The sequence below is a fragment of the Pseudarthrobacter sp. L19 genome (assembly GCF_050859435.1).
Taxonomy (GTDB): Bacteria; Actinomycetota; Actinomycetes; order Actinomycetales; family Micrococcaceae; genus Arthrobacter.
The window spans coordinates 1,678,456-1,699,098 of sequence record NZ_CP193935.1; the positions used below are offsets into that span (position 1 = coordinate 1,678,456).

Annotated in this window: 19 protein-coding genes and 2 pseudogenes; 11 read left to right on the top strand and 10 right to left on the bottom strand. The window is 68.9% G+C overall.

Features of this window, described 5'->3' with window-relative positions; translation table 11 throughout:
- Positions 1-35: 35 nt before the first annotated feature.
- From ACRQ5B_RS07875 to ACRQ5B_RS07905, 7 genes and pseudogenes are all read left to right on the top strand, one after another.
- Positions 36-329: pseudogene (locus ACRQ5B_RS07875) on the top strand (NAD-dependent epimerase/dehydratase family protein); the annotation flags it as partial.
- Between the two features lie 119 nt (positions 330-448).
- Positions 449-928, top strand: coding sequence for an NAD-dependent epimerase/dehydratase family protein (locus tag ACRQ5B_RS07880; protein ID WP_432398720.1), 480 nt, complete (start codon positions 449-451; stop codon positions 926-928).
- Positions 929-1,055: 127 nt separating this feature from the next.
- Positions 1,056-2,537, top strand: coding sequence for an FGGY-family carbohydrate kinase (locus tag ACRQ5B_RS07885; protein WP_432398571.1), 1,482 nt, complete (start codon positions 1,056-1,058; stop codon positions 2,535-2,537).
- 301 nt (positions 2,538-2,838) lie between these two features.
- Positions 2,839-3,639 (top strand): MerR family transcriptional regulator, encoded by an 801-nt coding sequence (locus ACRQ5B_RS07890; protein WP_432398573.1) that lies wholly within the window; start codon positions 2,839-2,841, stop codon positions 3,637-3,639.
- A 160-nt stretch (positions 3,640-3,799) separates the two neighbouring features.
- On the top strand, positions 3,800-4,666 hold the full coding sequence (locus ACRQ5B_RS07895; protein WP_432398575.1) for an SDR family oxidoreductase: 867 nt from the start codon (positions 3,800-3,802) through the stop codon (positions 4,664-4,666).
- Positions 4,667-4,749: 83 nt separating this feature from the next.
- Positions 4,750-5,091: a YciI family protein gene (locus ACRQ5B_RS07900; protein WP_432398577.1), complete on the top strand. Its 342-nt coding sequence runs from the start codon at positions 4,750-4,752 to the stop codon at positions 5,089-5,091.
- A gap of 9 nt (positions 5,092-5,100) precedes the next feature.
- Complete coding sequence (locus ACRQ5B_RS07905; protein ID WP_432398579.1) at positions 5,101-5,436, top strand: hypothetical protein; 336 nt, start codon at positions 5,101-5,103, stop codon at positions 5,434-5,436.
- Here ACRQ5B_RS07905 and ACRQ5B_RS07910 read toward each other — a convergent pair.
- From ACRQ5B_RS07910 to ACRQ5B_RS07945, 8 genes and pseudogenes are all read right to left on the bottom strand, one after another.
- Positions 5,433-6,557 (bottom strand): cytochrome b/b6 domain-containing protein, encoded by a 1,125-nt coding sequence (locus tag ACRQ5B_RS07910; protein WP_432398581.1) that lies wholly within the window; start codon positions 6,555-6,557, stop codon positions 5,433-5,435. The two genes, ACRQ5B_RS07905 and ACRQ5B_RS07910, sit on opposite strands and share 4 nt — an antisense overlap.
- Before the next feature lie 708 nt (positions 6,558-7,265).
- Positions 7,266-8,276 (bottom strand): electron transfer flavoprotein subunit alpha/FixB family protein, encoded by a 1,011-nt coding sequence (locus ACRQ5B_RS07915; RefSeq protein WP_432398583.1) that lies wholly within the window; start codon positions 8,274-8,276, stop codon positions 7,266-7,268.
- A gap of 11 nt (positions 8,277-8,287) precedes the next feature.
- The gene (locus tag ACRQ5B_RS07920; protein ID WP_432398585.1) at positions 8,288-9,064 is read right to left on the bottom strand and encodes an electron transfer flavoprotein subunit beta/FixA family protein; all 777 of its coding nucleotides are present in this window, start codon (positions 9,062-9,064) and stop codon (positions 8,288-8,290) included.
- A gap of 153 nt (positions 9,065-9,217) precedes the next feature.
- On the bottom strand, positions 9,218-10,222 hold the full coding sequence (locus ACRQ5B_RS07925) for a DUF2891 family protein (RefSeq protein ID WP_432398587.1): 1,005 nt from the start codon (positions 10,220-10,222) through the stop codon (positions 9,218-9,220).
- Positions 10,223-10,252: 30 nt separating this feature from the next.
- Entirely contained in the window at positions 10,253-11,224 is a 972-nt protein-coding gene (locus ACRQ5B_RS07930) for a DUF979 domain-containing protein (RefSeq protein WP_432398588.1), read from the bottom strand.
- Positions 11,221-11,937 carry a DUF969 domain-containing protein gene (locus ACRQ5B_RS07935; protein WP_432398590.1) on the bottom strand — a complete coding sequence of 239 codons (717 nt, stop codon included), beginning with the start codon at positions 11,935-11,937 and terminating at the stop codon, positions 11,221-11,223. The genes ACRQ5B_RS07930 and ACRQ5B_RS07935 overlap by 4 nt, the downstream gene beginning before the upstream one ends.
- A 203-nt stretch (positions 11,938-12,140) precedes the next feature.
- Positions 12,141-12,827 carry a GntR family transcriptional regulator gene (locus tag ACRQ5B_RS07940; RefSeq protein WP_432398592.1) on the bottom strand — a complete coding sequence of 229 codons (687 nt, stop codon included), beginning with the start codon at positions 12,825-12,827 and terminating at the stop codon, positions 12,141-12,143.
- Between the two features lie 34 nt (positions 12,828-12,861).
- Positions 12,862-13,433 (bottom strand): annotated as a pseudogene (locus tag ACRQ5B_RS07945) (MOSC domain-containing protein).
- An 83-nt stretch (positions 13,434-13,516) separates the two neighbouring features.
- On the opposite strand from ACRQ5B_RS07945, the gene ACRQ5B_RS07950 reads away from it, so the two are divergent.
- The 4 genes from ACRQ5B_RS07950 (at position 13,517) to ACRQ5B_RS07965 (ending at position 18,031) form a co-directional block, all read left to right on the top strand.
- The gene (locus ACRQ5B_RS07950) at positions 13,517-14,131 is read left to right on the top strand and encodes a helix-turn-helix domain-containing protein (protein WP_432398594.1); all 615 of its coding nucleotides are present in this window, start codon (positions 13,517-13,519) and stop codon (positions 14,129-14,131) included.
- Between the two features lie 185 nt (positions 14,132-14,316).
- Complete coding sequence (gene argE, locus ACRQ5B_RS07955) at positions 14,317-15,567, top strand: acetylornithine deacetylase (protein ID WP_432398596.1); 1,251 nt, start codon at positions 14,317-14,319, stop codon at positions 15,565-15,567.
- Positions 15,564-16,898 (top strand): MFS transporter, encoded by a 1,335-nt coding sequence (locus ACRQ5B_RS07960; protein ID WP_432398598.1) that lies wholly within the window; start codon positions 15,564-15,566, stop codon positions 16,896-16,898. Before argE ends, ACRQ5B_RS07960 begins: the two co-directional genes overlap by 4 nt.
- Before the next feature lie 89 nt (positions 16,899-16,987).
- The gene (locus tag ACRQ5B_RS07965; protein WP_432398600.1) at positions 16,988-18,031 is read left to right on the top strand and encodes an LLM class flavin-dependent oxidoreductase; all 1,044 of its coding nucleotides are present in this window, start codon (positions 16,988-16,990) and stop codon (positions 18,029-18,031) included.
- A gap of 4 nt (positions 18,032-18,035) precedes the next feature.
- Here the strand turns inward: ACRQ5B_RS07965 and ACRQ5B_RS07970 are convergent, their stop codons facing one another.
- Complete coding sequence (locus ACRQ5B_RS07970; protein WP_412884065.1) at positions 18,036-18,785, bottom strand: ABC transporter permease; 750 nt, start codon at positions 18,783-18,785, stop codon at positions 18,036-18,038.
- A gap of 95 nt (positions 18,786-18,880) precedes the next feature.
- Positions 18,881-20,629 (bottom strand): phospholipase C, encoded by a 1,749-nt coding sequence (locus ACRQ5B_RS07975; protein ID WP_432398603.1) that lies wholly within the window; start codon positions 20,627-20,629, stop codon positions 18,881-18,883.
- Positions 20,630-20,643 lie beyond the last annotated feature (14 nt).

Consider the following 20,643-nt stretch of genomic DNA (forward strand, 5'->3'; position numbering starts at 1 on the left):
GAGCACAACTTACGCAATCTGAAGGAGCAACCAACATGAAAGTTCTCGTAACTGGCTCCCGGGGGAAAGTGGGCACTGCTGTTGTCCGCGCCCTCATCGCTGCCGGACACCAAGTGACAGGGTCAGACCTCGGCCGTCACCCTTTTGACCGGATTCTTCCCGGTGAACCCGACTACCAGCAAGCTGACCTGACTGACGCCGGCCAGGTCTATGGGATGGTTCGCGACTTCGATGCGGTGGTTCACGCCGGGGCGATCCCCGAACCCACCCACAACCCTCCCCACGTGGTGTTCCAAAACAACATCATGGGAACCTTCAACATGATTGAGGCCTCCATCCGCGCCGGGGTGAAGGTGTTCGTCAACATCTCAAGCGAGACGGTTCCCGGGTTCTTTTTCCCGAGCGCCCTGTACTTCCGGAGTACGCACCGGTCGACGAAGGCCACCCGATCGAGCCGCAGGATCCGTATGCGCTTTCGAAGCTCTTTGGTGAAGAGCTCTGTGACGCGGCTGTTCGGAGAAGCGATATGCGCTGTATCTCGATTCGGCCCAGCCACGTCCAGCACGCCGGAAACTATGAGCGCAACCTCGGTGCCCAGGTGCGCGACGCCGGAAATTTGAGCCCCAATCTTTGGAGCTATGTGGATTCGGAAGACCTCGCCGATGCCATCGTTTTGGCAGTCGAATCCGATATTCCGGGGCACGAAGTCTTTTACATCGCAAATCCCGACAACGTAGGCGGCCGCGACTTTGCGGCGGTGCTCAAGGAGTACTACGGCGACAAGATTCAACTACGGGAGCTGAGCCGCCCTGACGCTTCGGGGATCTCCTGCGCGAAGGCAGAGCGGATGCTCGGATGGACAGCCAAGCGGTCGTGGCGGGATCACCTCGATTCGGACGGCCGCGCTCTTGAGGCCCCGACGGGCTGACTCCCAAGCTGATTCGCGGGTCGAGGTCTCTAGGCGCCGGCCGGCGGAGTGCGGGGCGAGGCGAACGCCGCTAGCCATTGACCGACGGCCCGCCCCTGCGGGGCGGGCCCCAAACAAAGTGGAAGATATGCGCGAAGTTGTCTTGGGCGTTGACATCGGGACATCGAGCAGCAAAGGGGTGCTCGTCGGGTTCGATGGCAGGATCGAAGGGTTGGCCACTCGGCACCACGAGGTCGACCGACCGCTGCCGGGGCATGTTGAGATGGATCCCGACCTGTGGTGGGAAGAATTCGAGAGCATTGCCCGCGAGCTGTCGGCCAACCGCAGCATTCGGATAGTCGGGGTCGGCGTGAGCGGAATGGGGCCGTGCGCAGCTATTACGGACGAAGCGGGTGCTGTCCTGCGCCCGGCTATCCTCTACGGCATTGACACCCGCGCAGGCGAACAAATTGCTCAGATTAATGACAAGTTTGGGCCGCAATCAATTGTGGAGCGCTGCGGATCGTCCTTGTCGTCGCAGGCGATCGGGCCCAAACTTGCGTGGCTCGCGGATCATGAATCGGAGGCTTTCTCGAAGGCCCGCATGCTGTTTATGCCCAGCTCGTGGTTGGTTTACAAGCTCACGGGGGATTATGTGCTCGACCATCATTCTGCGAGCCAATGCACACCGATGTATGACACCCTTGCACATCAATGGCATCGGCCTTATGCAGAACCACTGATGCAGTCCATCGAGCTGCCCCGTCTAGTGTGGCCGGGTGAAGTCGTCGGCCACGTCGGCGCAGCAGCGGCTACTCGAACGGGCATTCCGCGCGGCGTCCCGGTCACGGGTGGAACAATCGACGCCTGGGCCGAGGCCGTCAGCGTTGGGGCTCACGCGCCGGGCGACCTCATGTTGATGTACGGAACTACGATGTTTCTCATTAATACCCTTCGCGAACGGGCCACGTCGTCGATCCTATGGGGAACGGTGGGAGCGGCACCCGGCACGTACAGTCTGGCCGGGGGAATGGCGACCTCAGGGGCAATTACCTCCTGGGTTCGGCAGTTGTCGGGTTCGCCGGATTTTTCGGCGCTACTGGAAGAAGCGGAGTCTTCCGGTCCGGGAGCCAAGGGCCTCCTGATGCTCCCCTACTTTGCAGGCGAACGTACTCCTATCTCAGACCCAGATGCCCGCGGACTCATCTTAGGTTTGTCGCTCGACCATGGCAGGGGTGACATTTATAGGGCAACTCTTGAGGCGACGGCCTTTGGAGTCCGCCATAATTTGGAGGCCTTGAAAGCCCACGGGGCAGTAGTGAATAGGGTGACGGCCGTCGGCGGTGGGACCCAAGGAGATCTTTGGACCCAGATCATTTCGGACGTGACGGGACTGGAGCAACGGATTCCTGCGGTAACCGTGGGGGCAAGCTTTGGAAGTGCATTCCTGGCGGCCAGCGCCCTCCAGCCTCTTGATATAAGTGAATGGAACCCGATTGTCTCGGTTGTGCAGCCCAACCCAGATCTATTCGGCCCTTACAGCTCCTTATATACGCTGTATCGAGAACTCTATGAATCAACATGTTCCCTCACACATCGGCTAGTCGGTATGTCCAGGCTCCTTGGGTGAGGTGACGCTGCGCTGTTCGAACGACCATGTTTCGGGCGGTAGAGGACTGTTTGGAGAGATGCGTTGCGGTGAAGTCGCTGGGTTGCTTCGGGGCAGTGCGTGTCCTAGGCCGCGAAGCACCATCGCGGGTTTGAAGACCTCGTGGCTAGTCCACTTCGCCAGCTAATTCGCCGGAGTGCTCCCTGCCCCGAACTATGAATGCAACTTGAGGATCTTCCGGAGCAGCCACAACGGCGGTCAACCTAGCGGCGCCCGGCGCGATACTTGACTCTGACACTGTGGAAGGCAGGAGAACTGAGTCATGTTATCCATTGGAGCGTTCGCGCAGATCGGCCAGGTCACCCACCGCATGTTGCGGCACTGGGACACCTCCGGGCTGCTCGTTCCCGCGCACGTGGATGAGTTCAGCGGTTACCGCTCCTATGACCCCGCCCAGCTGGAACGGTTGCACCGGATCGTCGCCCTTCGCCAGCTCGGGTTCGGCCTGGCGGACGTTGCCGCCATGCTCGACGCCGGGGTTGATGCGGAGCGGATGGCCGGGCTGCTGCAGATCCGGCGCGCCGAGGTGGCGGAGGAACAGCGGCTGGCCGCGGCACGGCTCATCGACGTTGAGCGGAGGCTCCACCTGATTGAGAAGGAAAAGCACATGACCCAGATCGAAATCATCGAGAAGTCCCTTCCCGCCGTCCGCCTCGCGGCCCGCACCGCCGCCGTCGCCGAACAACCGGAGGTGGCAGGCGTCGTCGGGCCGTTGTTCGACGGTGTGGCCGCGGTGGTCAGCGCCGCCGGCGGGTCCCTCGAGACGCCCATCGCCCAGTACGAGGCGGGTGAGGACGGCATGCGCATCACCGCCGGCTACGCCGCCACGGGAAACATCCCCGACGGCGTCGAGGCGGTGGAGCTTCCGCGCGTCCCTGCCGCGATCTGCGGCGTCCACCTGGGCCCGATGGACCGCATCGGGGAGAGCTGGCAGGCCGTCCACGCTGAAATCATCGCCCGCGGCTACACCCCGTCCGGACCGTGCCGCGAGGTCTACCTGCGGGCCGAGTCGGAGGATCAGGCGGACTGGGTGACGGAACTGCAGCAGCCGGTCACGCGCTAGGTCCGGTGCCCCGGCGCGGCAGGGAACGACGACGGCGGCCCGCCTCCCAGGTGGGGTGCGGGCCGCCGACGTGGGTTGTTGGCTTCCGGGTACCGCGGGAGGCATGATCGGTGCGGGGCGCCCGACCGCAGGCGCCGTTTCCAAGCGACAGGAAATCTCCATGAGCAGTCAGCAGCCTGAATCCACAGCACAAACCGTCCTGATCACCGGAACCTCCTCCGGCATCGGACTGGCCACCGCCGTCGCCGCCGCGCAGGCCGGCTGGACCGTCGTCGCCACGATGCGCAACCTGACGAAGGCGGACGCCCTGCGCTCGGCCGCCGCGGAGGCGGGGGCCGAGCTGGACATCCGTGAGTTGGACGTCACCGACCAGGCCGCCATCGCCCGCGAGATCGCCTACTGCTCGGAGCGCTACGGCCGGCTCGACGCGGTGGTGAACAACGCCGGAAGCGCCACCCTCGGGACCGTGGAAACCCTCACCGTCGAGGACATCCGCGCCGCCATGGAGGTCAACTTCTTCGGCGTCGTCGCACTGACCCGGGCCGCGATGCCCCTGCTCCGGGCCAGCGGCGGCCGGCTCATCACCATCAGTTCCGTAGGCGGCGTGGTGGGCCAGCCCTTCAACGAGGCCTACTGCGCGGCCAAGTTCGCCGTCGAGGGCTTCCTGGAGAGCCTCCAGCCGCTGGCGACATCGGTGGGGGTGGGCGTGCATGTGATCGAACCCGGGCCGGTCTCCAGCGAGTTTGTCGCTAACGCCGGCATCGACCCGAAGACCATGCTCGCCGACGCGGGACCCTACGCGCCGGCCCTGACCGCTTACCTGAACCGGACCACCCAGCAGTTCGGCAGTTCCAACGCTCAGACCCCCGACGAGGTGGCCCAGGTGATTCTCTCCAGCCTCGGCGACGAGGGGACGCCGTTCCGGGTGCAGACCTCGGACTGGGCCCGGGGCTTCGTGGGCACCAAACTCAAGGACCTCGACGGGAGCCTGGTCACGGGGATGACCGCAGGGTGGGTGACCGCCTGAAAACAGGGGCGCCTGCTCCTTGCGCACTGCCGGGGCATCCACGAGGATAAAGCCCTCCCCGCCGTGACAAAGGAGTCAGCGCCATGACCAAGTACCTGATCTCGTTTCCGAGCGCCGCTATGGACGTCCCGCTTGAGGAACTTCCCGCCGTCGCCGACGCCGCGCACGCCGTCGTCCGCGAGGCCCAGGCCGCCGGGGTGTGGGTGTTCGGCGGCGGCATCGACGAAAGCGTCCCGCCGGTGGTGGTCGACGGCGGCGGCGAAGCCCGGGCGGGCACCTACCCGCAGACCACACACCTGGAGGGCGGCTACTCGATCCTGGACCTGCCCTCCCACGAAGCGGCCGTGGAATGGGGCGCCAAATTCGCCACGGCGTGCCGCTGCCCGCAGGAAATCCGCGCCTTCGCCAACGACCCCAACGTCTGACCGCCGGCCATGGCGGCGATGGACTGCCTGGTGATCTACGTGCCCGCGGCCGACGCCGATGCAGTGCGCCGGGCGATCGGCGACGCCGGCGCGGGACGGCTGGGCAACTATTCGCACTGCTCGTTCAGCGTCGCCGGGACGGGCCGGTTCACTCCGTTGCCCGGCGCCGCGCCCGCCGTCGGCGCCGTGGGCACGCCGGAGGAAGTCGCCGAGGTCAGGATCGAGGCCATCTACCCGCGGGACCGGCGAGACGCCGTCGTCGCAGCCGCGCTGGCCGTGCACCCGTACGAGACTCCCGCCTTCATGACCTTCCCGGTGGACATCAACCGGCCCGGGGATCGTTAGCGGCTGCTGACCTTTCCGGACAGCCGGGCCAACGGCGCCAGCACCAGCGGCCGCGCTGCGAACCAGGCGCCCGCCGTGACGGCCAGGCCCGCCGCGAAGAGCCAGAAGCCCACCCAGTTCACCTCGTCCGAACCGGCGAACATGTGATTCAAGTTCCGCAGCGCCCCGGTGGCGAACACCAGGAACACGTGAACCAGGATGAACAGCACGAAGAACAGCATAGTGGGGAAGTGCAGCGCCCGGGCCACCTCCACGGGATAGACCCGGTTCAGGGTGGTGGCGTTCTTTGGCCAGAGTTCGCTCATCCGCACACCGGTAACCACGGCAAGCGGCGCCGCAATGAACACCACCACGAAGTACATCAGCTGCTGGAGGCTGTTGTAGTTCACCCAGCCGTCCTCCACCGGCCAGTCGAGGGTCAGGTACTGCAGCAGGGCCGACGCCGCGTTGGGGAACACCTCCCAGCTGGTGGGCACGATCCGCAGCCAGTGCCCGGAGGCGAACAACAGCACCGCGAAGATCAGCCCGTTCGCCAGCCACAGGATGTCCAGCGACTGGTGCAGCCAAAGCGTGATGCTGATCTTTTTCCCGCCCCGCGCCGGCGTCCAGTAAGCGGTCGGCTTCTGCTGGGTCCGCACCTGGTAGCCGGAGCGGATGATCAGCACCATCAGGAAGAAGTTCAGGAAGTGCTGCCACTGAGCCCACCACGGGAAACCGGCCTGCGCGGAGTCCGGCAGCTCGTAGGCGCCTGGGTAGCGGCGGAGGAACTCCGGGACGCCCGGCAGCGTGGTGACGCCGCGGGCCGCGAGGATCAGGATTCCGGCGGCGACGACGGCGCCCACGGCGATGAGCGCGACCCGGCGGATCCAGCCGGCCAGGGTCCGCGACCCGTAACGGCGGGGTTCGGGCTTCGGTGCGGCGGGCTTCTCCTTGGCGGTAGGGGCCGGCTGGGCCTTGGCGGAGGCGGATTCCTTGGCAGGCGGTACCGGTGCGGCGTTGGCGGCGACCGTTGTGGGTACCGGGGCAGCGGGTTCGGCCGTGGGCTTGCTCGGGGCAGGTGCCGGCGGAGCGGCGGCGGACGGTGCTGCCGGAGACTCGTCGAGGGCGGGTTCCGGGGCCATGGGGACCGCCGGTTCGGTGGCGATAGCGGGAGCGGGGACCGGTGCCGGCAAAGCAACCGAACGGGCCGGGGCGGTGCCCGCCGGGGGCCACGGCTCGCCGCCGGGAACCCGGGGAAGGCCGCGGCGCAGGGGAGTGGCACCAGCCGGAGCGGGGGAGGCAGCAGGTGCAGTTGCCGCGGGAGCCAGAGATGAGTTGGATGCGGCCGTCGTCGGGGAGACCGCTGCGGGGACCGGCGCCTCGGCCGGCAGGGCGGCAGCCGCTGCTGGAGACGCCGAGGCAGCTTCCGAGACGGACTCCGAAGCGGGCGCCGCCGCGGGGGCCGCGGACAGCGGCGCCATTCCCGCGGGCGGCCAGGGCTCCCCACCGGGGACGCGGGGGAGGCCTCGCCGGAGCCGCCGCCCGCCGCCGTCGGACACGGGGCAGCCGCCGGTGCGGGAACGGGTTCGGCCACGGGAGCGGGCATCGGCGCTTGAACGGCGGCGGCGGGCGCGGCCGCCGGAACCGTCGCGGCCGCCGGAGCGGTCGCGGCGGGTACCGTCGTCTCCCCCGTGGGTGCCGCAACTTCCGGCGCGGGAGCAGGAACAGCCGCGGGCGCCGAGACAGCCACCGAAGCGGAGCGCTCCGGAGCCTCGCCCGCGGGAGGCCAGGGCTCGCCGCCCGGAACCCGGGGAGTCCCCGGCGGAGCGGTCGTGAGGGGGCCGCCACCGTTACTTCTTCCGCGCTTCGAGGGCGCTGATCAGTTGGGGGACCACCGTGAAGACGTCGCCCACCACGCCGTAGTCGGCGATCTCGAAGATCGGCGCGTCGGCGTCCTTGTTCACGGCCACGATCGTTTTCGCGGTCTGCATGCCCGCCCGGTGCTGGATGGCCCCGGAGATGCCGAGCGCCACGTACAGCTGCGCGGACACGGACACCCCGGTCTGGCCTACCTGCTGCGACTGCGCGACATAGCCGGCGTCCACCGCGGCCCGGGAAGCTCCGACGGCGGCGCCCAGGGTGTCGGCGAGCTCCTCCACCAGGGCGAACTGTTCCTTGGAAGCGAGGCCTCGGCCGCCGGCCACCACCTTGGCGGCGCCGCGGAGTTCGGGGCGGGTTGAGGCTGCCGCGGCGCCCTCGAAGGACTCGATCCTTGCCGCGGGCTTCCCGGAGGCGGTCACGGTGAGGGTCTCCGGGGCCGCGGTCCGGGCCGCGGCGCGGGCCTCGATGGAGCCCTGCCGGATGGTGATGACGGGCGGCCCGAAGGTGGCCGTGGCAGTGACGTTGTAGGCGCCGCCGTAGACCGAGTGGTGCGCCACGAGGCCCTCCTCGTCGCGGGAGACTCCCACGGCGTCGACGCAGACGGCGGAGCGGGTCCGGGCTGCGAAGCGGCCGGCCAGGTCGCGGCCGTTGAGGGAATGCGATATCAGCACGGCGTCCGGCCGGACCAGCTCCACGGCGGCGGACAGGGCGTCCACGGCCGGGACGCCGAGGGCCTCCCGGTCCGGAGTCTCCGCGACCAGCACATGGGCGGCGCCGAGGGCCGCTGCGTCCGCGGCGGGGTCACCGGACGGAGAACTATCGCCGGAGTTACTCCCGGCCTGCGCGGCGGGCAGCACCAGCGCCACGGGGGTGCCCACGGTGGCAGCCGCGCCGAGCAGCCCGGCGGCGGCCTTCTCCAGGTCCCCGGCGGCGGTGGTTTCGAGCGCCACCAGGATGGCGTCAGTGGGAAAATCAGTCATGTCGGTGCTCCCTACGCCAGGCGGTTTTCGATCAGGAATGCGGCGATCTTCTCGCCCGCGTCGCCGTCGTCGACGATCTTGACGCCGGCCGCGCGCGGCGGCCGTTCCGCGACGGAGAGCATGATGGACCGCGCCGCCTCCGGATCGTCGGCCGCGACGCCCAGGTGGGCGAGGCCGATGACCTCCAGCGGCTTCTTCTTGGCCGCCATGATGCCCTTGAAGTTGGGGAACCGCGGCCCGGGCAGCGCCTCGGTGATGGAGATGACCGCCGGCAGCTGCGCGGAGACCTGCTGCACGCCGTCGTCCACCGGGCGGGTGCCCGAAACGCTGCCATCCCCGATCGAGACGGAGGCCAGGCCTGTGGCGTGCGGGACGTCGAGGAGTTCGGCGAGCATCGCGGGGATCATGCCGCCGGTGCCATCGGTGGAGAGGTTGCCGGTGACCACCAGGTCGAACCCTGTGCGGCGGATAGCAGCGGCCAGGGTCTCGGCGGTGAGGCCCAGGTCCGCGCCGCGGAGGCCCTCGTCGCAGACGTGCACGGCGCTGCCGGCCCCCATCGCCAGTCCCTTGCGCAGGGTGGCGGTGGCGGATTCGGGGGCGAGGGAGAGGACGATGACGTCGGTTCCCTCGTGCGCGTCGGCGTAGCTCAGCGCCAGTTCCAGGGCGCGCTCGCCGATTTCGTCGATCACCGCCTCGTTGGCCCCGCGGTCCGCGAGGCCGGTCTCGAGGCTCAGTTTCCGGTCCCCGTAGGTGTCCGGGACTTCCTTGACTAGGACGACAATCTTCATTGATGGCTCTTCCTGTGGCGGGCACACCGCCGGGAGGCGGCACGCCGAATCTCCCTAGAGTCTACGAAACGTGCCGCGCTCCTCAGCGCGCCGAGGCCAGCGCGTCCCAGGCAAAGCTGGCCAGCCAGTGGCTGGACATGAATTCGTCAGTGCTCACCGCGGCCAGACCGGCCTCCAGCAGCGGCCCCGCGGCGCCGTCGAGCACGCCGCAGAGCTCCCCGTCGAGGACCCGGAAGGGGACCCGGAGGCGGAGAGCGCGGCGCTGATCCGGATCAGCTGACCGGCCCGGCTGAGGTTCAGGCCGTTCAGGTGCGCCAGGTAGCCGTCGGTTTCGTCGGTGACGGTGAACGGCGCCAGGATCCGGGACCCGGGCGCCAGGTCCGGCAGGAAGCGGGTGAACCAGGCGGCGAAGTCACCGCTGTCGAGCACGCGCGCCATCAGGTCCGCCTCGCTCAGCCCGGCGGAGAGGAAGTCCTGGCCGCTGAGCTCCCACTCGCCGGGCCAGCCGGCGTCGTCCTTGAACCACCGCAGCGCCGCCTCTTCGCATACGGCGGCGGCCCGGTCCCGGCCCAGCACACGGAAGGCGTCCAGCAGCAGCCCCAGGCCGAAGGCGGCGTTGGTGTGCAGCCCGTGCCGGACCGGGAACTCGGCCTTGGCCGTCCAGTCCGCCACCAGCGACGCCACGATGTCCACCAGCGGTTCCAGCGCCGCACCCCATTCCCGCACCTGTGCGTCCTCCGCCGTGATGGCGGTGGCGGCGAGCCGCACCAGCCAGGCCCAGCCGTAGGGACGTTCCCAGCTGGGGTTGGCCAGCAGATAGGCGCCCTCCGCGGCGAGGTTGTCCGGGGTGAGATTCTCCGCCAGCACCCGGCGCAGCGCCGCGTCCCGGTCCGGGCTGACGCCATGCCCCAGCAGGGTCACGCCCAGCCAGGTCATGTGTACGCAGGAGTGCCAGTCGAACGAGGTGTGGAACGCCGGGTGGAGCTCCCGCGGGCTCGGCCGGCCCTCGAGCGACGTCTCCACGTGGTGCGAGGCATACGGGTACGGCCGGCCCAGGTTCTCCAGCACGATGTCCGCGTAGATGTCGGCCAGCCGGTCCATCTCTTCGGCTCCGGCGGTGACGGCGGTGACGGCGGACGGTGCGGCGGAGTGGCTCATGGTGCCCCTAACGGGTGGTTGCGGACGGGATCAGTTGAAGGCCAGGAAGTACATCAGGCCGATGTTGGCGGCCAGCAGCGGCACGGCGGTGGCCACCTGCGCCTTGATGACGCCGTACTTGTTCTTCATCTCCAGCAGCGCCGAGGGCACCAGGTTGAAGTTGGCCGCCATGGGGGTGCAGAGCGTGCCGCAGAAGCCGGCCAGCATGCCGATCGCGAAGATGATCGCCGGGGTGCCGTGGAAGCCCTGGACCAGCACCGGCCAGCCGATGGCCGCTGTCATGATCGGGAACGCGGCGAACGCGTTGCCCATCAGCACGGTGAAGAGGAACATGCCCACGGAGTAGACGATCACGGCGGCGATCAGCGAACCCTCCGGCAGGACGCCGGTGGCCAGGGTGCCCACGGCCTTGCCCACGCCGGCCTTGGTGAACAGGATGCCCAGGGTGGAGAGCATCTGCGGCAGCAGCGCGGCCCAGCCAATGGATTCGAGGATCCGGCGGCCCTCGAAGATGGGGGTCAGCTTGTTCTTGGGCTTGAGCAGGACGACGGCGACGACGGCGGCCGCGATGGCGCCGATGGCTAGGGCCAGGAGGGTGGTGTTGGCCGGGTCGAGGAGCGGCTGGCCGCCGACCTTCAGGACCGGGGCGAGCAGGACGATGATCACGGTGACCACCGGCAGGGTCAGCGCCGGGATGAAGAGCTTATTGCCGAAGCGGGCCGCGGACGCGGTGCGCTCGGCCTCGCTGGTGGTGCGGGACTTGCCGTCACCGAGGGGACCGGTGCTGGCCAGGACCACCAGGACCAGGACGGCGACGCCCAGGACCCAGGCCGGGGCGGTGTTCGCCTGCACCCAGGAGCCGTAGAAGAAGCAGAGACCCAGCAGGCCCCAGAAGGCCGAGCTGCCCCAGCGCTTGGGGTGGCTGGTGTCCCGGGAAATCAGGAACGCCCAGGCGATGAACAGAATGCCAATCAGCCAGAAGACGGCTTCAACCTTGATCATGCGTTGTCTCCTACGGTGACGGCGGACTTCTCTTCCTCGACGGCGGCGCGGACGTCCTTGTCCAGCTGGCGGTCCAGCCGCAGCAGCCGGAAGCCGTGGATGAGGAAGGCGATGATGGCGGTGGGGATGGCCCAGACGGCCAGTTCCAGGGGTTCGAGGTGCAGCTTGTAGGTGGTGTCCACGAACGAGGTGATCAGCAGGATGGAGCCGACCGCCACGAAGATGTCCTCACCGAAGAAGACGCCCACGTTGTCCGCCGCGGCGGAGTGGCCCTTGATCTTTTCCCGGACCTTTTCGGGGACGTGGCCGTAGCGGCGCAGCGCGGCGCCCTCGGCCATGGGGAACACCAGCGGCCGCACGGTCTGGGCGTGGCCGCCGATGCCGGTGAGGCCGACGGCGGCGGTGGCCTGGCGGACCAACAGGTAGCCCAGCAGCACGCGGCCGGCGGTCAGTCTGGCCAGCTTCGCGATCAGCGTCTTGGCCTGCTCCTGCAGCCCGAAACGTTCGATGATGCCGATGACCGGCAGGACCACTACGAAGATCGTCACGGACCGGCTGCTGGCGAAGCCGGAGCCGAACGCGTTGAGGATCTCAAGCGGGGACAGGCCGCCCAGCAACGCCGTGACGATGCCGGAAACGGTGACAACAATGAGTGGGTTGAGGCGGACGGCGAAGCCGACGATGACCAGCAAGACCCCGATGAGTACGAGCATATCCATCCATCCCCGCAGGACGCAGCAGTGTTCCGCGGACGAGAGTAGTTAGGGGCATGGCCGGCCCGGCCGAGCTGAAAGGGGTGACTTCCGCAAAGTGATGCCCATCACTGTGATCCACAGCTTATGGTTTTGTTGAACAATGCGCAAGAGGAGTGGCGGGCACCCGCCAGGTGGCCGCCCGTTTCCCGCGGGATGCCGGCTTAGTGCTGCTCCTGCGCCATCGCGGCCAGCAGCTGCGCCTCGGCCCGGTTGAGGTAGTCCCGCATCAGCTCCGCCGCCTCGGCGTTGCGGCCGGCGGCGATCAGCTCCAGCACCCGGGCATTGTCCGCGACGTAGGGCTCGTGGAAGGCGGGGTCCGATCCCATCGAGTGGAACACCAGGCGCATCTCGGCCAGCACCTGCTTCATCAGCGAGTCCAGGCGCTCGCTGCCGGCGCGGGCCACCAGGGCGCGGTGGAACTCCTGGTTGGCGCCGGCCATCCCGGCGATGTCGCCGCGGGCGCGGGCGTCCTGGGCATCGGCGACGACGGCGCGCAGCTCGTCCACCGGGGCGGCCTCGTGCCAGAGAACGGCGGCGGGTTCGACGAAGCGGCGGACCCGGTAGATTTCGCGGATGTCCTCGGCGGCGGGCCGGGCCACGAACACACCGCGGTTGGGGATCCGGGTCACGATGTGCTCGGCATGCAGGGCGGTGAAGGCCTCGCGGAGGGTATTGCGGCTGACGCCCAGCGCGTCGCCCAGGGCCTCCTCGGAGAGCTTGGTGCCCGGGGTGAGGTCGCCGGCGGCAATCCGCTGGCGCAGCTGGTCCGAGACCCACAGGCCGGTGTGCGAGTGGGTGGACCCCTTCGCCACGCCGCGAAGGGACTCCAGGACCGCTTCAAATGTCATGGCGCCAAGCCTAGTGGAGCGGCCGCGCTGCCCCTTACGGCAGGCGGGACGGGCGCAGGACCGACGCCTCACCGGCCCGCGCCGGGTCCAGCGGCACGGGGCTGACCAGGACCGCGGGGCCGCGGTGCACCACGCCGTCGGACACCACGCGGCAGCGCACGCCGCCACGCCCGCGCATCGCCTTGTGCGCGCCGGGGGCCAGCATCGAATCCATCCAGGCGCAGGGGTGGGCTGGGCGCCCGGCCTTGAGCCGGACCGCGTCCCCGCCGGACTCCAGGACGAACTCGTGGCCCAGCAGCGGTGCCAGCTCGGCGCCGCGGATGATCACGTTGCGCCGGGTCAGCAACGGGTCCAGGGGCGGCGTGCCAAGCTCCGCGGCGATCGCCTCCAGGCCCTCGACGGCGAACAGGGTCGCGGCGGCGTCCATGTGCGCGGCCTTGCCGAAGAACCGGTCCCCGGCAATCCCCTTGCCGGCGACGAACTGCGCCTCCGCCGCGTCGTGCGTCGGGACGTCGGCCGCGCCCTCCCTGGCCCGGCCGAAGTAGGCGTGAGCGGGGAGACCAGCAGGTGCAGGATCTCGACGTCGTAGCGGTAAGCCTCGCTCATGCCTCCACGCTACCGCCGGCGCGGCGGGCCCGGGCAGGCTTCATTATCTTGACGATAACTTCACTATGGCGGAGCATCGTGGCATGGACAATCTTGGCGGCCACCCCGGCCTGACGCTGGAGTCCCCCGGGGTCGAAGACCAGGCCGAGCGGGCGATGACCGCCGTCGGCGCCCTGGTGCTGCACCTGCGCCGCGAGGCCGGCTTCAGCATCGGCGGGCTCGCGGCCGCGGCCGGGTTAAGCCCGGGCCTGCTGAGCCAGATCGAGCGCGGCCAGGGCAACCCCTCGCTGACCACCCTGATCAAGCTCTCCCAGGCGCTCAAGGTGCCGGTGGGGCGCTTCTTCGACACCAGTGACCAGGGCGGGGCGCTGGTCCGCCGTGACGAACGCCGCCGGCTGGAAGTGGCCGAGGACAACCTGATCTACGAGCTGCTGACACCGCACATGAACGGCCAGCTGGGCATGCTGCGCGCCCAGATCGCCGCCGGCTGGGACAACAAGGACGCCCCGTTCAAGCACGCCGGCGAAGAGTGCGTGACCGTGGTGCAAGGGCGGCTCTACGTCTGCGTCAACGGCGTGGGCTACGAGCTGGAGGAAGGTGATTCGCTGACCTACGACTCCTCCCTGCCGCACTGGTACCGCAATCCCACCGACAAGGATGCGGTGCTGATCGGGGCGATGACGCCGCCGTCATTCTGAGCAGCGATTCCCGCGGCTGAGTGTTCAATAAAATGAATAAATGCGGCTCAAAGTGTTGACAGGTGTCGTCCAAGGGCCAAATACTGGGGACTGCGGGGCCGTTTGGCCGCCGCCGCGCCGGTCCGGAGACCGCAACCGGACCCCCATGGCGCAGCACTCCAACACCGTTCCGGGGGAAACCACCCATGACGCCTGCCACCTCTCCGGCTGCCACGTCTCTGCCTGCCACCTCCGCGGCCGTTGCGCCCAGCGCCGCCGCCGTTGACTGGTCCGCCACGCTGATCGGCTTCGACACCACCAGCCGCAACTCCAACCTCGAACTCATCCGTTTCTTGGCCGACGAACTCTCCGCCCGGGGCATCACCCCGCTGGTGGTCCCCAGCCCCGACGGCCGCAAGGCCAACCTCTTCGGCACCATCCCGGCCGCCGACGGCACCGTCACCGGGGGCATCATGCTCGCCGGGCACACCGACGTCGTCCCTGTCGACGGCCAGGACTGGCACAGCGACCCCTTCACCGCCGAGATCCGCGACGGCCGGCTCTACGGCCGCGGCGCCACCGACATGAAGGCCTTCAGCGGCGCCATCCTGGGCTTCCTGCCCGAGTTCCTGTCCCGGCCCCTCGCCGAGCCGCTGCACTTCGCCTGGACCTACGACGAGGAGGTCGGCTGCCACGGCGCCGTCGTGCTGCTCGCCGAACTGGAAGCCCGCGGCATCCGGCCCCGCCTTGGCTTCGTGGGCGAGCCCACCAGCATGCGGCCGGTCTCCGCGCACAAGAGCAGCCAGCTCTTCCGCGTGACCGTCTCCGGCATCGCCGCGCACTCCTCGATGACCTCCACCGGCGTCAATGCGATCGAATACGCCGCACGCGCGATCGCCGCCATCCGGTCCCTCGCCGACGAGCACCGGCTGTCCGGCCCCTTCGACCCGACCTTCGTGGTGCCCTACACCACCGCCAATGTCGGCGTCGTCAGCGGCGGCGCGGCCGTCAACACCGTGGCGGAGCACTGCGCTTTCGAATTCGAATTCCGGACCATCCCCGGCGTCGATCCGGAAGGCATCATCGCCCGGATCCGGGAGGCCCTCGATGGGCTACGGACCGAGATCCAGGCCGAGAAACCCGGCACGGACATCGTCATGGAACAGCTGGGCGCCGTCCCGGGCCTCAGCCCCGAGGGTCCACGCGCTGCCCTGGACCTCGCCCAGCGGCTGACCGGCAACGCCGTCGAGGAGACGGTCGTCTACGCCACCGAGGCGGGCCTGTTCCAGCGGGCCGGCATCGACACTGTCGTCTGCGGGCCGGGGTCCATGGACCAGGGCCACACCGCCAACGAATACGTCGAGCTGAGCCAGATCGCCGCCTGCGAGGACTTCCTCCGCGCGCTGGCCGATCACCTGACCTCCACCGAGCCCACCGAAGGGACCCCGCAGCCATGAGCCAACCCACCACCACCGACGTGGCCGCAACGGGAGGCGCCGCCAGCGCGGACCGCCAAACCGCCCCGCGCACCCTCAACGCCGTCGAACGCAGCAACGCCCGCAAGGCCGTCGTCGCCGCCTCGATCGGCAACGGCCTCGAATGGTTCGACCTGATCGTCTACGGCACCTTCGCCGTCACCATCTCCAAACTCTTCTTCCCCACCACCAGCGATGCCGCCTCCCTGCTGCTGACCTTCGCCTCGTTCGGTGTCTCCTTCATCATGCGGCCCCTCGGCGGGATCCTGATCGGACGCTACGCGGACAAGGCCGGCAGGAAGGCCGGCATGCTGGTCTCCATCCTGGTGATGTTCGTGGGAACCCTGCTGATCGTCGTCGCGCCGACGGCGGCCATGATCGGCGTGACGGCCAGCATCATCGTCCTCGTCGCCCGGCTGCTGCAGGGCTTCGCCACCGGCGGCGAATTCGGCACCGCCACGGCCTACCTGATCGAGTACGCCCCCACCCGGAAGGCGTTCTACGGAAGCTGGCAGGTGGCCACCCAGGGCGGCGGCATCCTGCTGGCCGGCATCTTCGGGTTCGTCCTCAACAGCTACCTCAGCACCCAGTCGCTGGAGTCCTGGGGCTGGCGGCTGCCGTTCATCTTCGCCCTCGCGATCGGCCCCGTGGGCTGGTACATCCGCTCCAAGATGGAGGAGACCCCGGAGTTCCTCGCCACGGAAACCTCGACGGCGCCGCTGCGGGAAACCTTCGTCGGCAACGGCGGGCGGCTCTGGGCGATCGTCGGCGTCGTCTCCCTGGGCTCCGTGGGCGTGTACATCGCCCTCTTCATGCCCACCTACGCGATCGTGAACCTGAACATGCCCAAGGCGGTCGCGTTCCTCTCCACCCTGATCTTCGGCATCGTGATGAGCGTGGGCTCCCCGTTCATCGGCATGCTCTCGGACAAGGTGGGCCCGGCCCGGGTGATGACCTGGGCCGCCGGCGGCACGATCGTCGTCGGCATCCCGGCGTTCCTGGCTCTCATCGCCGCCCCGGAGCTGCCCACCATGATCGTGGTGGAACTGGTGCTCTCCGTCCTGGCCACCGCCTACTTCGCCCCGCTCCCGGCAATCATGTCCTCGATGTTCCCGGCCCGGATCCGCTCCACCGGCCTCTCGCTGGGCTACAACATCGGCGTCACGGTCTTCGGCGGGTTCGCCCCGTTCATCCTCACCGCGCTGATCGGCAGCACCGGGTCCCTGCTGGTGCCCGGCTACTACCTGGTGGCCATCGCCATCATCGCCGCGGCCAGCCTGACCGTCGCCCGCAAGGTCTACCGGCAGGCATAGGACACCCGCAGCCGCCCCCGGTCCCAGGACCGGGGGCGGCTGTCCGTTTAATGCGGAATGAATTCCATAAGTTGAATGTTCAACCAAATATGGACTTTGGCATCTTTACCTTTGGCGAACTGACCCGCAACGTCGACACGGGGGCGGCGCTGTCCCCGCACCAGCGGCTCAAGGAACTCATCGAGCTGGCCAAGCTGGCGGACCAGGCAGGGCTGGGGTTCCTAGGCCTGGGTGAGCACCACCGCCACGACTTCGCGCTCTCGGCCCCGGAGATGGTGCTCGCCGCCATCGCCCGCGAGACCACCAACCTCCGGCTCAGCACCGCCGTCACGGTGCTGTCCACGCACGACCCGGTCCGGCTCTTCGAGCAGTTTGCCACCCTGGACCTGCTCTCCGGCGGCAGGGCCGAAATCATCGCAGGCCGGGGCGCCTTCATCGAGTCCTACCCGCTCTTCGGCCACGACACCGCCGACTACGACGCGCTGTTCGAGGAGAAGCTGCAGATGCTGTTGGCCCTTCGGGACAACGCCACGCTGGAGTGGACGGGCACGCTGACCCAGTCCATCCCCGGCATGGACATTGCCCCGCGCCCGCTGCAGGACAAACTCCCCGTCTGGGTGGGCGTCGGGGGTACGCCCGCCAGCTTCGCCCGCGCCGGACGGCTCGGCCTGCCGCTGTTCATCGCCCTGCTCTCCGGCCCCGAGCGCTTTCGTCGGCTGGCGGGCCTGTACCGGCAGTCCGCCGCGGACGCCGGACACGACGCCGCTTCCCTCCCCATCGGCGTCGGCGGCCACTTCTACGCGGCGGCCACCTCCCAGCGGGCGCGCGACGAGTTCTACCCTCACTACCGCGGCTATTTCGAACAGAACATGCCCCGCCCGGTGGACCATTTCCCGCGGTCCACCTTCGACGAGTGGACCGAACCCGGCGGCGGCCTGTTGGTGGGAAGCCCGCAGCAGATCATCGAGAAGCTTCTCACCATCCACGAGGCGCTGGGCAACAGCCGGTACATGGCCCAGATCGGCGTCGGCGGCGTGCCCTTCGCCCAGACCGCGCGCTCCATCGAACTGCTCGCCACGGAGATCATGCCGGCCGTGAACCGGGAACTCAGAGCTATGACGGCGGGGGCCTAGGGCCTCAGGCCGCCGGGACCGGTTTGACCCGCAGCGGAGCCAGGAACAGCACGATCACCACGGCCGTGATGGCTCCCGCGGCCATGATCGAGGCCAGCACCACCACCTGGAACACTCCCGCGGACAGCGGGGAGATGCCGCCGAAGATGGCGCCCACGAAGGCGCCGGGCAGGGTGACGAGGCCGGTGGTCTTGCTTTGGTCGGTGGTGGGGACCAGACCCGCGTGCACCGCCTCCCGGGCCAGCTCGGTGGTGGCCTGGCGCGGCCGGGCGCCCAGGGCCAGCCACCCTTCCACCTCCTCCCACCGGGCCGCGGCAGTCTGTTGGAAGTGCCGGCCGGCCAGGGTGGTGATGGACATGGCGTTGCCGATGACGATGCCGCCGATCGCCAGCGCGTAGCGCGGCGAGAACTCGATGGCGCCGGTGGCGAAGACGACGGCGAGGGTGACGGCCACCCCGGCACCCATCGCGGCGCCGACCCGGCCGAACATCCGCCGGTCCCGGCCCAGCCGGCGGGTGGCCGTCCACGCGGCCACCGTGAACATCACCAGCAGCGCCAGGGCCACCAGGTAGCCGTTGGTGATGACGCCGCTGAGGACCAGGCTGATCGCCGCCAGCTGCAGGGCGCCGCGCAGGATCGCCCAGGCCGGCGCAAACCGGGCGGGGACGCGGTAGGCCGTGAGCACCGCGAGGGTCACCGCCACCAACACGGCGACACCGGCCAGCGCCGGCAGCAGATCTGCGGGAGGGGTCATGCGGCCAGCCTATCCGGAGGCAAGAGCGCCGCCCGGCATCAGCCGGGCGGCGCTTCCAACAGGAGCGGGGCAGGCGGCGGCCTGCACCGGAGGGGCTACTTGCCTGAGTTCTCTCCCTTGGAGGTCTCTCCCTTCGAGTCCCCGTCCTGACCGTCATCCTTCGGGCCGGTGACAGAGGCCACGGCCCCCGTCTGCTCATCCAGCAGCACCGTGCCAGGACGCTTGTGGTCGAAGTTGAACATCGCCTTCAAGGAACCCGCCCCGGCGTCCGCGGAGGCGTCGCCGACCTGGCCGGTGTGCCAGTTGTCCTCGATGAAGCGCAGGATCGAGGCCTGGTCCGTCTGGGTGTGGTCCACGAAGTTCTTCTTCGCGTACGGGGAGATGACCACCAGCGGCTGGCGCGGGCCGGGTCCGCAGCGGTCGGCGTAGCCGCCGGCCATCGGGACACCGGCGGCAGCGGCGTTCTGGCACCACGCGGCGTCGTCGGCGGTGTTGGAGGAGTTTTTCACCTTCGCGGCGGCGTGGTCGTACCAGCCGTCCGAATCGTCGTAGGCCAGGACCACGGCGGTGTTTTCCCAGTTCTTGGACTTCTGGATCTGGTTGACCGTGGCGGTGATGAACTTCTGCTCATCGATCGGGTCGGAGTAGGCGGCGTGCCCGTCCTGGAACATGCCCGCCTTCAGGAAGGAAACGGCCGGCATGTTGTCCGTGTTGACCACCTTGCCGAAGTCGGTCAGGTCGTACTGGTGGTTGGCCTGGCCGTCGTGGCCGATCTCCGCGTCCGAGGCCGGGGCCAGGTGGTGCGGGTTGGCCGTGGACTTGTAGTACTGGAACGGCTGGTGGTGCGGGGAGTAGTCCACCACGGAGGCGCCGGCGGCGTTGGTGTGGCTGGTCAGGCACGACGCCGGGGCGGTGGCCGTCGCGGGGGTGCTGGGGGTGAAGCCGCCCTGGAACCAGCCCCAGGAGGTTCCCTTGGCGCTGAGCAGGTCACCGATGTTCTTGCCGGTCATGCCCGCCAGGTTGTTGGTCTTGGCATGGCTGCTGTTGGAGCAGTCGTCGTAGACCGGGTCCGGGTCGTTGATGACCGTGCCCACGCCGTTGGCGTCGGGCTGGCGGACGGTGTAGCTGCCGGCGGCGGGGGTGGCCACGGGCTTGCCGTCCGCGGTGAATTCGGTGGCGCCGTGGGTCTGGCCGGAGACCAGGTTCAGCGCGCCCGGGGTGGAGGGGCCGAAGACGGTGCTGAAGTGGTTGTCGCTCATGGCGTAGTTCTGGGCGTAGTTCCAGATGCCGGTGACGGTGTTGCCGTCGTAGTAGTCCATGGTCAGCCCGTTGCGGCCGTACTGGTTGGGACCGCACGCGTCCCGGCTGGTGTATTCGACGAACTTGTCCATCAGTCCGCCGTTGTAGGCCTTCTGCTCGGCACCGTAGTTGTGGTCCTGGTCGCAGGTGACGGCCTGCTGCGGGGTGAGCCGCTCGGGCTGCTTGGCGTTGGGGTTGTTCGGCGCCAGGAGCCCGGCAGAGGCCAGGGTGTCGATCTTCTTGGGCGTGTTCTTCGCGGCCGTGAAGGTGGCTGCCGCAGCGCCCGAACCCTGCTGGGTCTCGCCGGGGATGTTCGCGGCCTTCGGGTAGGTGGCGAAGTAGTGGTCGAAGGAGACGTTCTCCTGGAAGATCACGACGACGTGCTGGATCGGCGTCGCGGTGCCGCGGTGGTCATCGCCGCCGGCGGAGGCGGGGCCGGCGCCGACGCCGACCAGGCCTGCGGTGAGGGCCGTGGCGGCCAGGGCGGTGGCACCGGTGGCGGCGGCGATGCGCCGTCGGGTGGAGCGGTGGGCTGGGGGAATCATGATTTTCCGATCGG

What these genes read in the sequence shown, in the direction of transcription:
- ACRQ5B_RS07915 (WP_432398583.1), bottom strand. Translation starts at nt 8,276, where the DNA reads ATGACTGATTTTCCCACTGACGCCATCCTGGTGGCGCTCGAAACCACC.
- ACRQ5B_RS07940 (WP_432398592.1), bottom strand. Translation starts at nt 12,827, where the DNA reads ATGACATTTGAAGCGGTCCTGGAGTCCCTTCGCGGCGTGGCGAAGGGG.
- ACRQ5B_RS07890 (WP_432398573.1), top strand. Translation starts at nt 2,839, where the DNA reads ATGTTATCCATTGGAGCGTTCGCGCAGATCGGCCAGGTCACCCACCGC.
- ACRQ5B_RS07935 (WP_432398590.1), bottom strand. Translation starts at nt 11,937, where the DNA reads ATGCTCGTACTCATCGGGGTCTTGCTGGTCATCGTCGGCTTCGCCGTC.
- ACRQ5B_RS07965 (WP_432398600.1), top strand. Translation starts at nt 16,988, where the DNA reads ATGGACTTTGGCATCTTTACCTTTGGCGAACTGACCCGCAACGTCGAC.
- ACRQ5B_RS07900 (WP_432398577.1), top strand. Translation starts at nt 4,750, where the DNA reads ATGACCAAGTACCTGATCTCGTTTCCGAGCGCCGCTATGGACGTCCCG.
- ACRQ5B_RS07970 (WP_412884065.1), bottom strand. Translation starts at nt 18,785, where the DNA reads ATGACCCCTCCCGCAGATCTGCTGCCGGCGCTGGCCGGTGTCGCCGTG.
- ACRQ5B_RS07930 (WP_432398588.1), bottom strand. Translation starts at nt 11,224, where the DNA reads ATGATCAAGGTTGAAGCCGTCTTCTGGCTGATTGGCATTCTGTTCATC.
- ACRQ5B_RS07885 (WP_432398571.1), top strand. Translation starts at nt 1,056, where the DNA reads ATGCGCGAAGTTGTCTTGGGCGTTGACATCGGGACATCGAGCAGCAAA.
- ACRQ5B_RS07905 (WP_432398579.1), top strand. Translation starts at nt 5,101, where the DNA reads ATGGCGGCGATGGACTGCCTGGTGATCTACGTGCCCGCGGCCGACGCC.
- ACRQ5B_RS07925 (WP_432398587.1), bottom strand. Translation starts at nt 10,222, where the DNA reads ATGAGCCACTCCGCCGCACCGTCCGCCGTCACCGCCGTCACCGCCGGA.
- ACRQ5B_RS07960 (WP_432398598.1), top strand. Translation starts at nt 15,564, where the DNA reads ATGAGCCAACCCACCACCACCGACGTGGCCGCAACGGGAGGCGCCGCC.
- ACRQ5B_RS07920 (WP_432398585.1), bottom strand. Translation starts at nt 9,064, where the DNA reads ATGAAGATTGTCGTCCTAGTCAAGGAAGTCCCGGACACCTACGGGGAC.
- ACRQ5B_RS07950 (WP_432398594.1), top strand. Translation starts at nt 13,517, where the DNA reads ATGGACAATCTTGGCGGCCACCCCGGCCTGACGCTGGAGTCCCCCGGG.
- ACRQ5B_RS07910 (WP_432398581.1), bottom strand. Translation starts at nt 6,557, where the DNA reads ATGGCCCCGGAACCCGCCCTCGACGAGTCTCCGGCAGCACCGTCCGCC.
- ACRQ5B_RS07895 (WP_432398575.1), top strand. Translation starts at nt 3,800, where the DNA reads ATGAGCAGTCAGCAGCCTGAATCCACAGCACAAACCGTCCTGATCACC.
- argE (WP_432398596.1), top strand. Translation starts at nt 14,317, where the DNA reads ATGACGCCTGCCACCTCTCCGGCTGCCACGTCTCTGCCTGCCACCTCC.
- ACRQ5B_RS07975 (WP_432398603.1), bottom strand. Translation starts at nt 20,629, where the DNA reads ATGATTCCCCCAGCCCACCGCTCCACCCGACGGCGCATCGCCGCCGCC.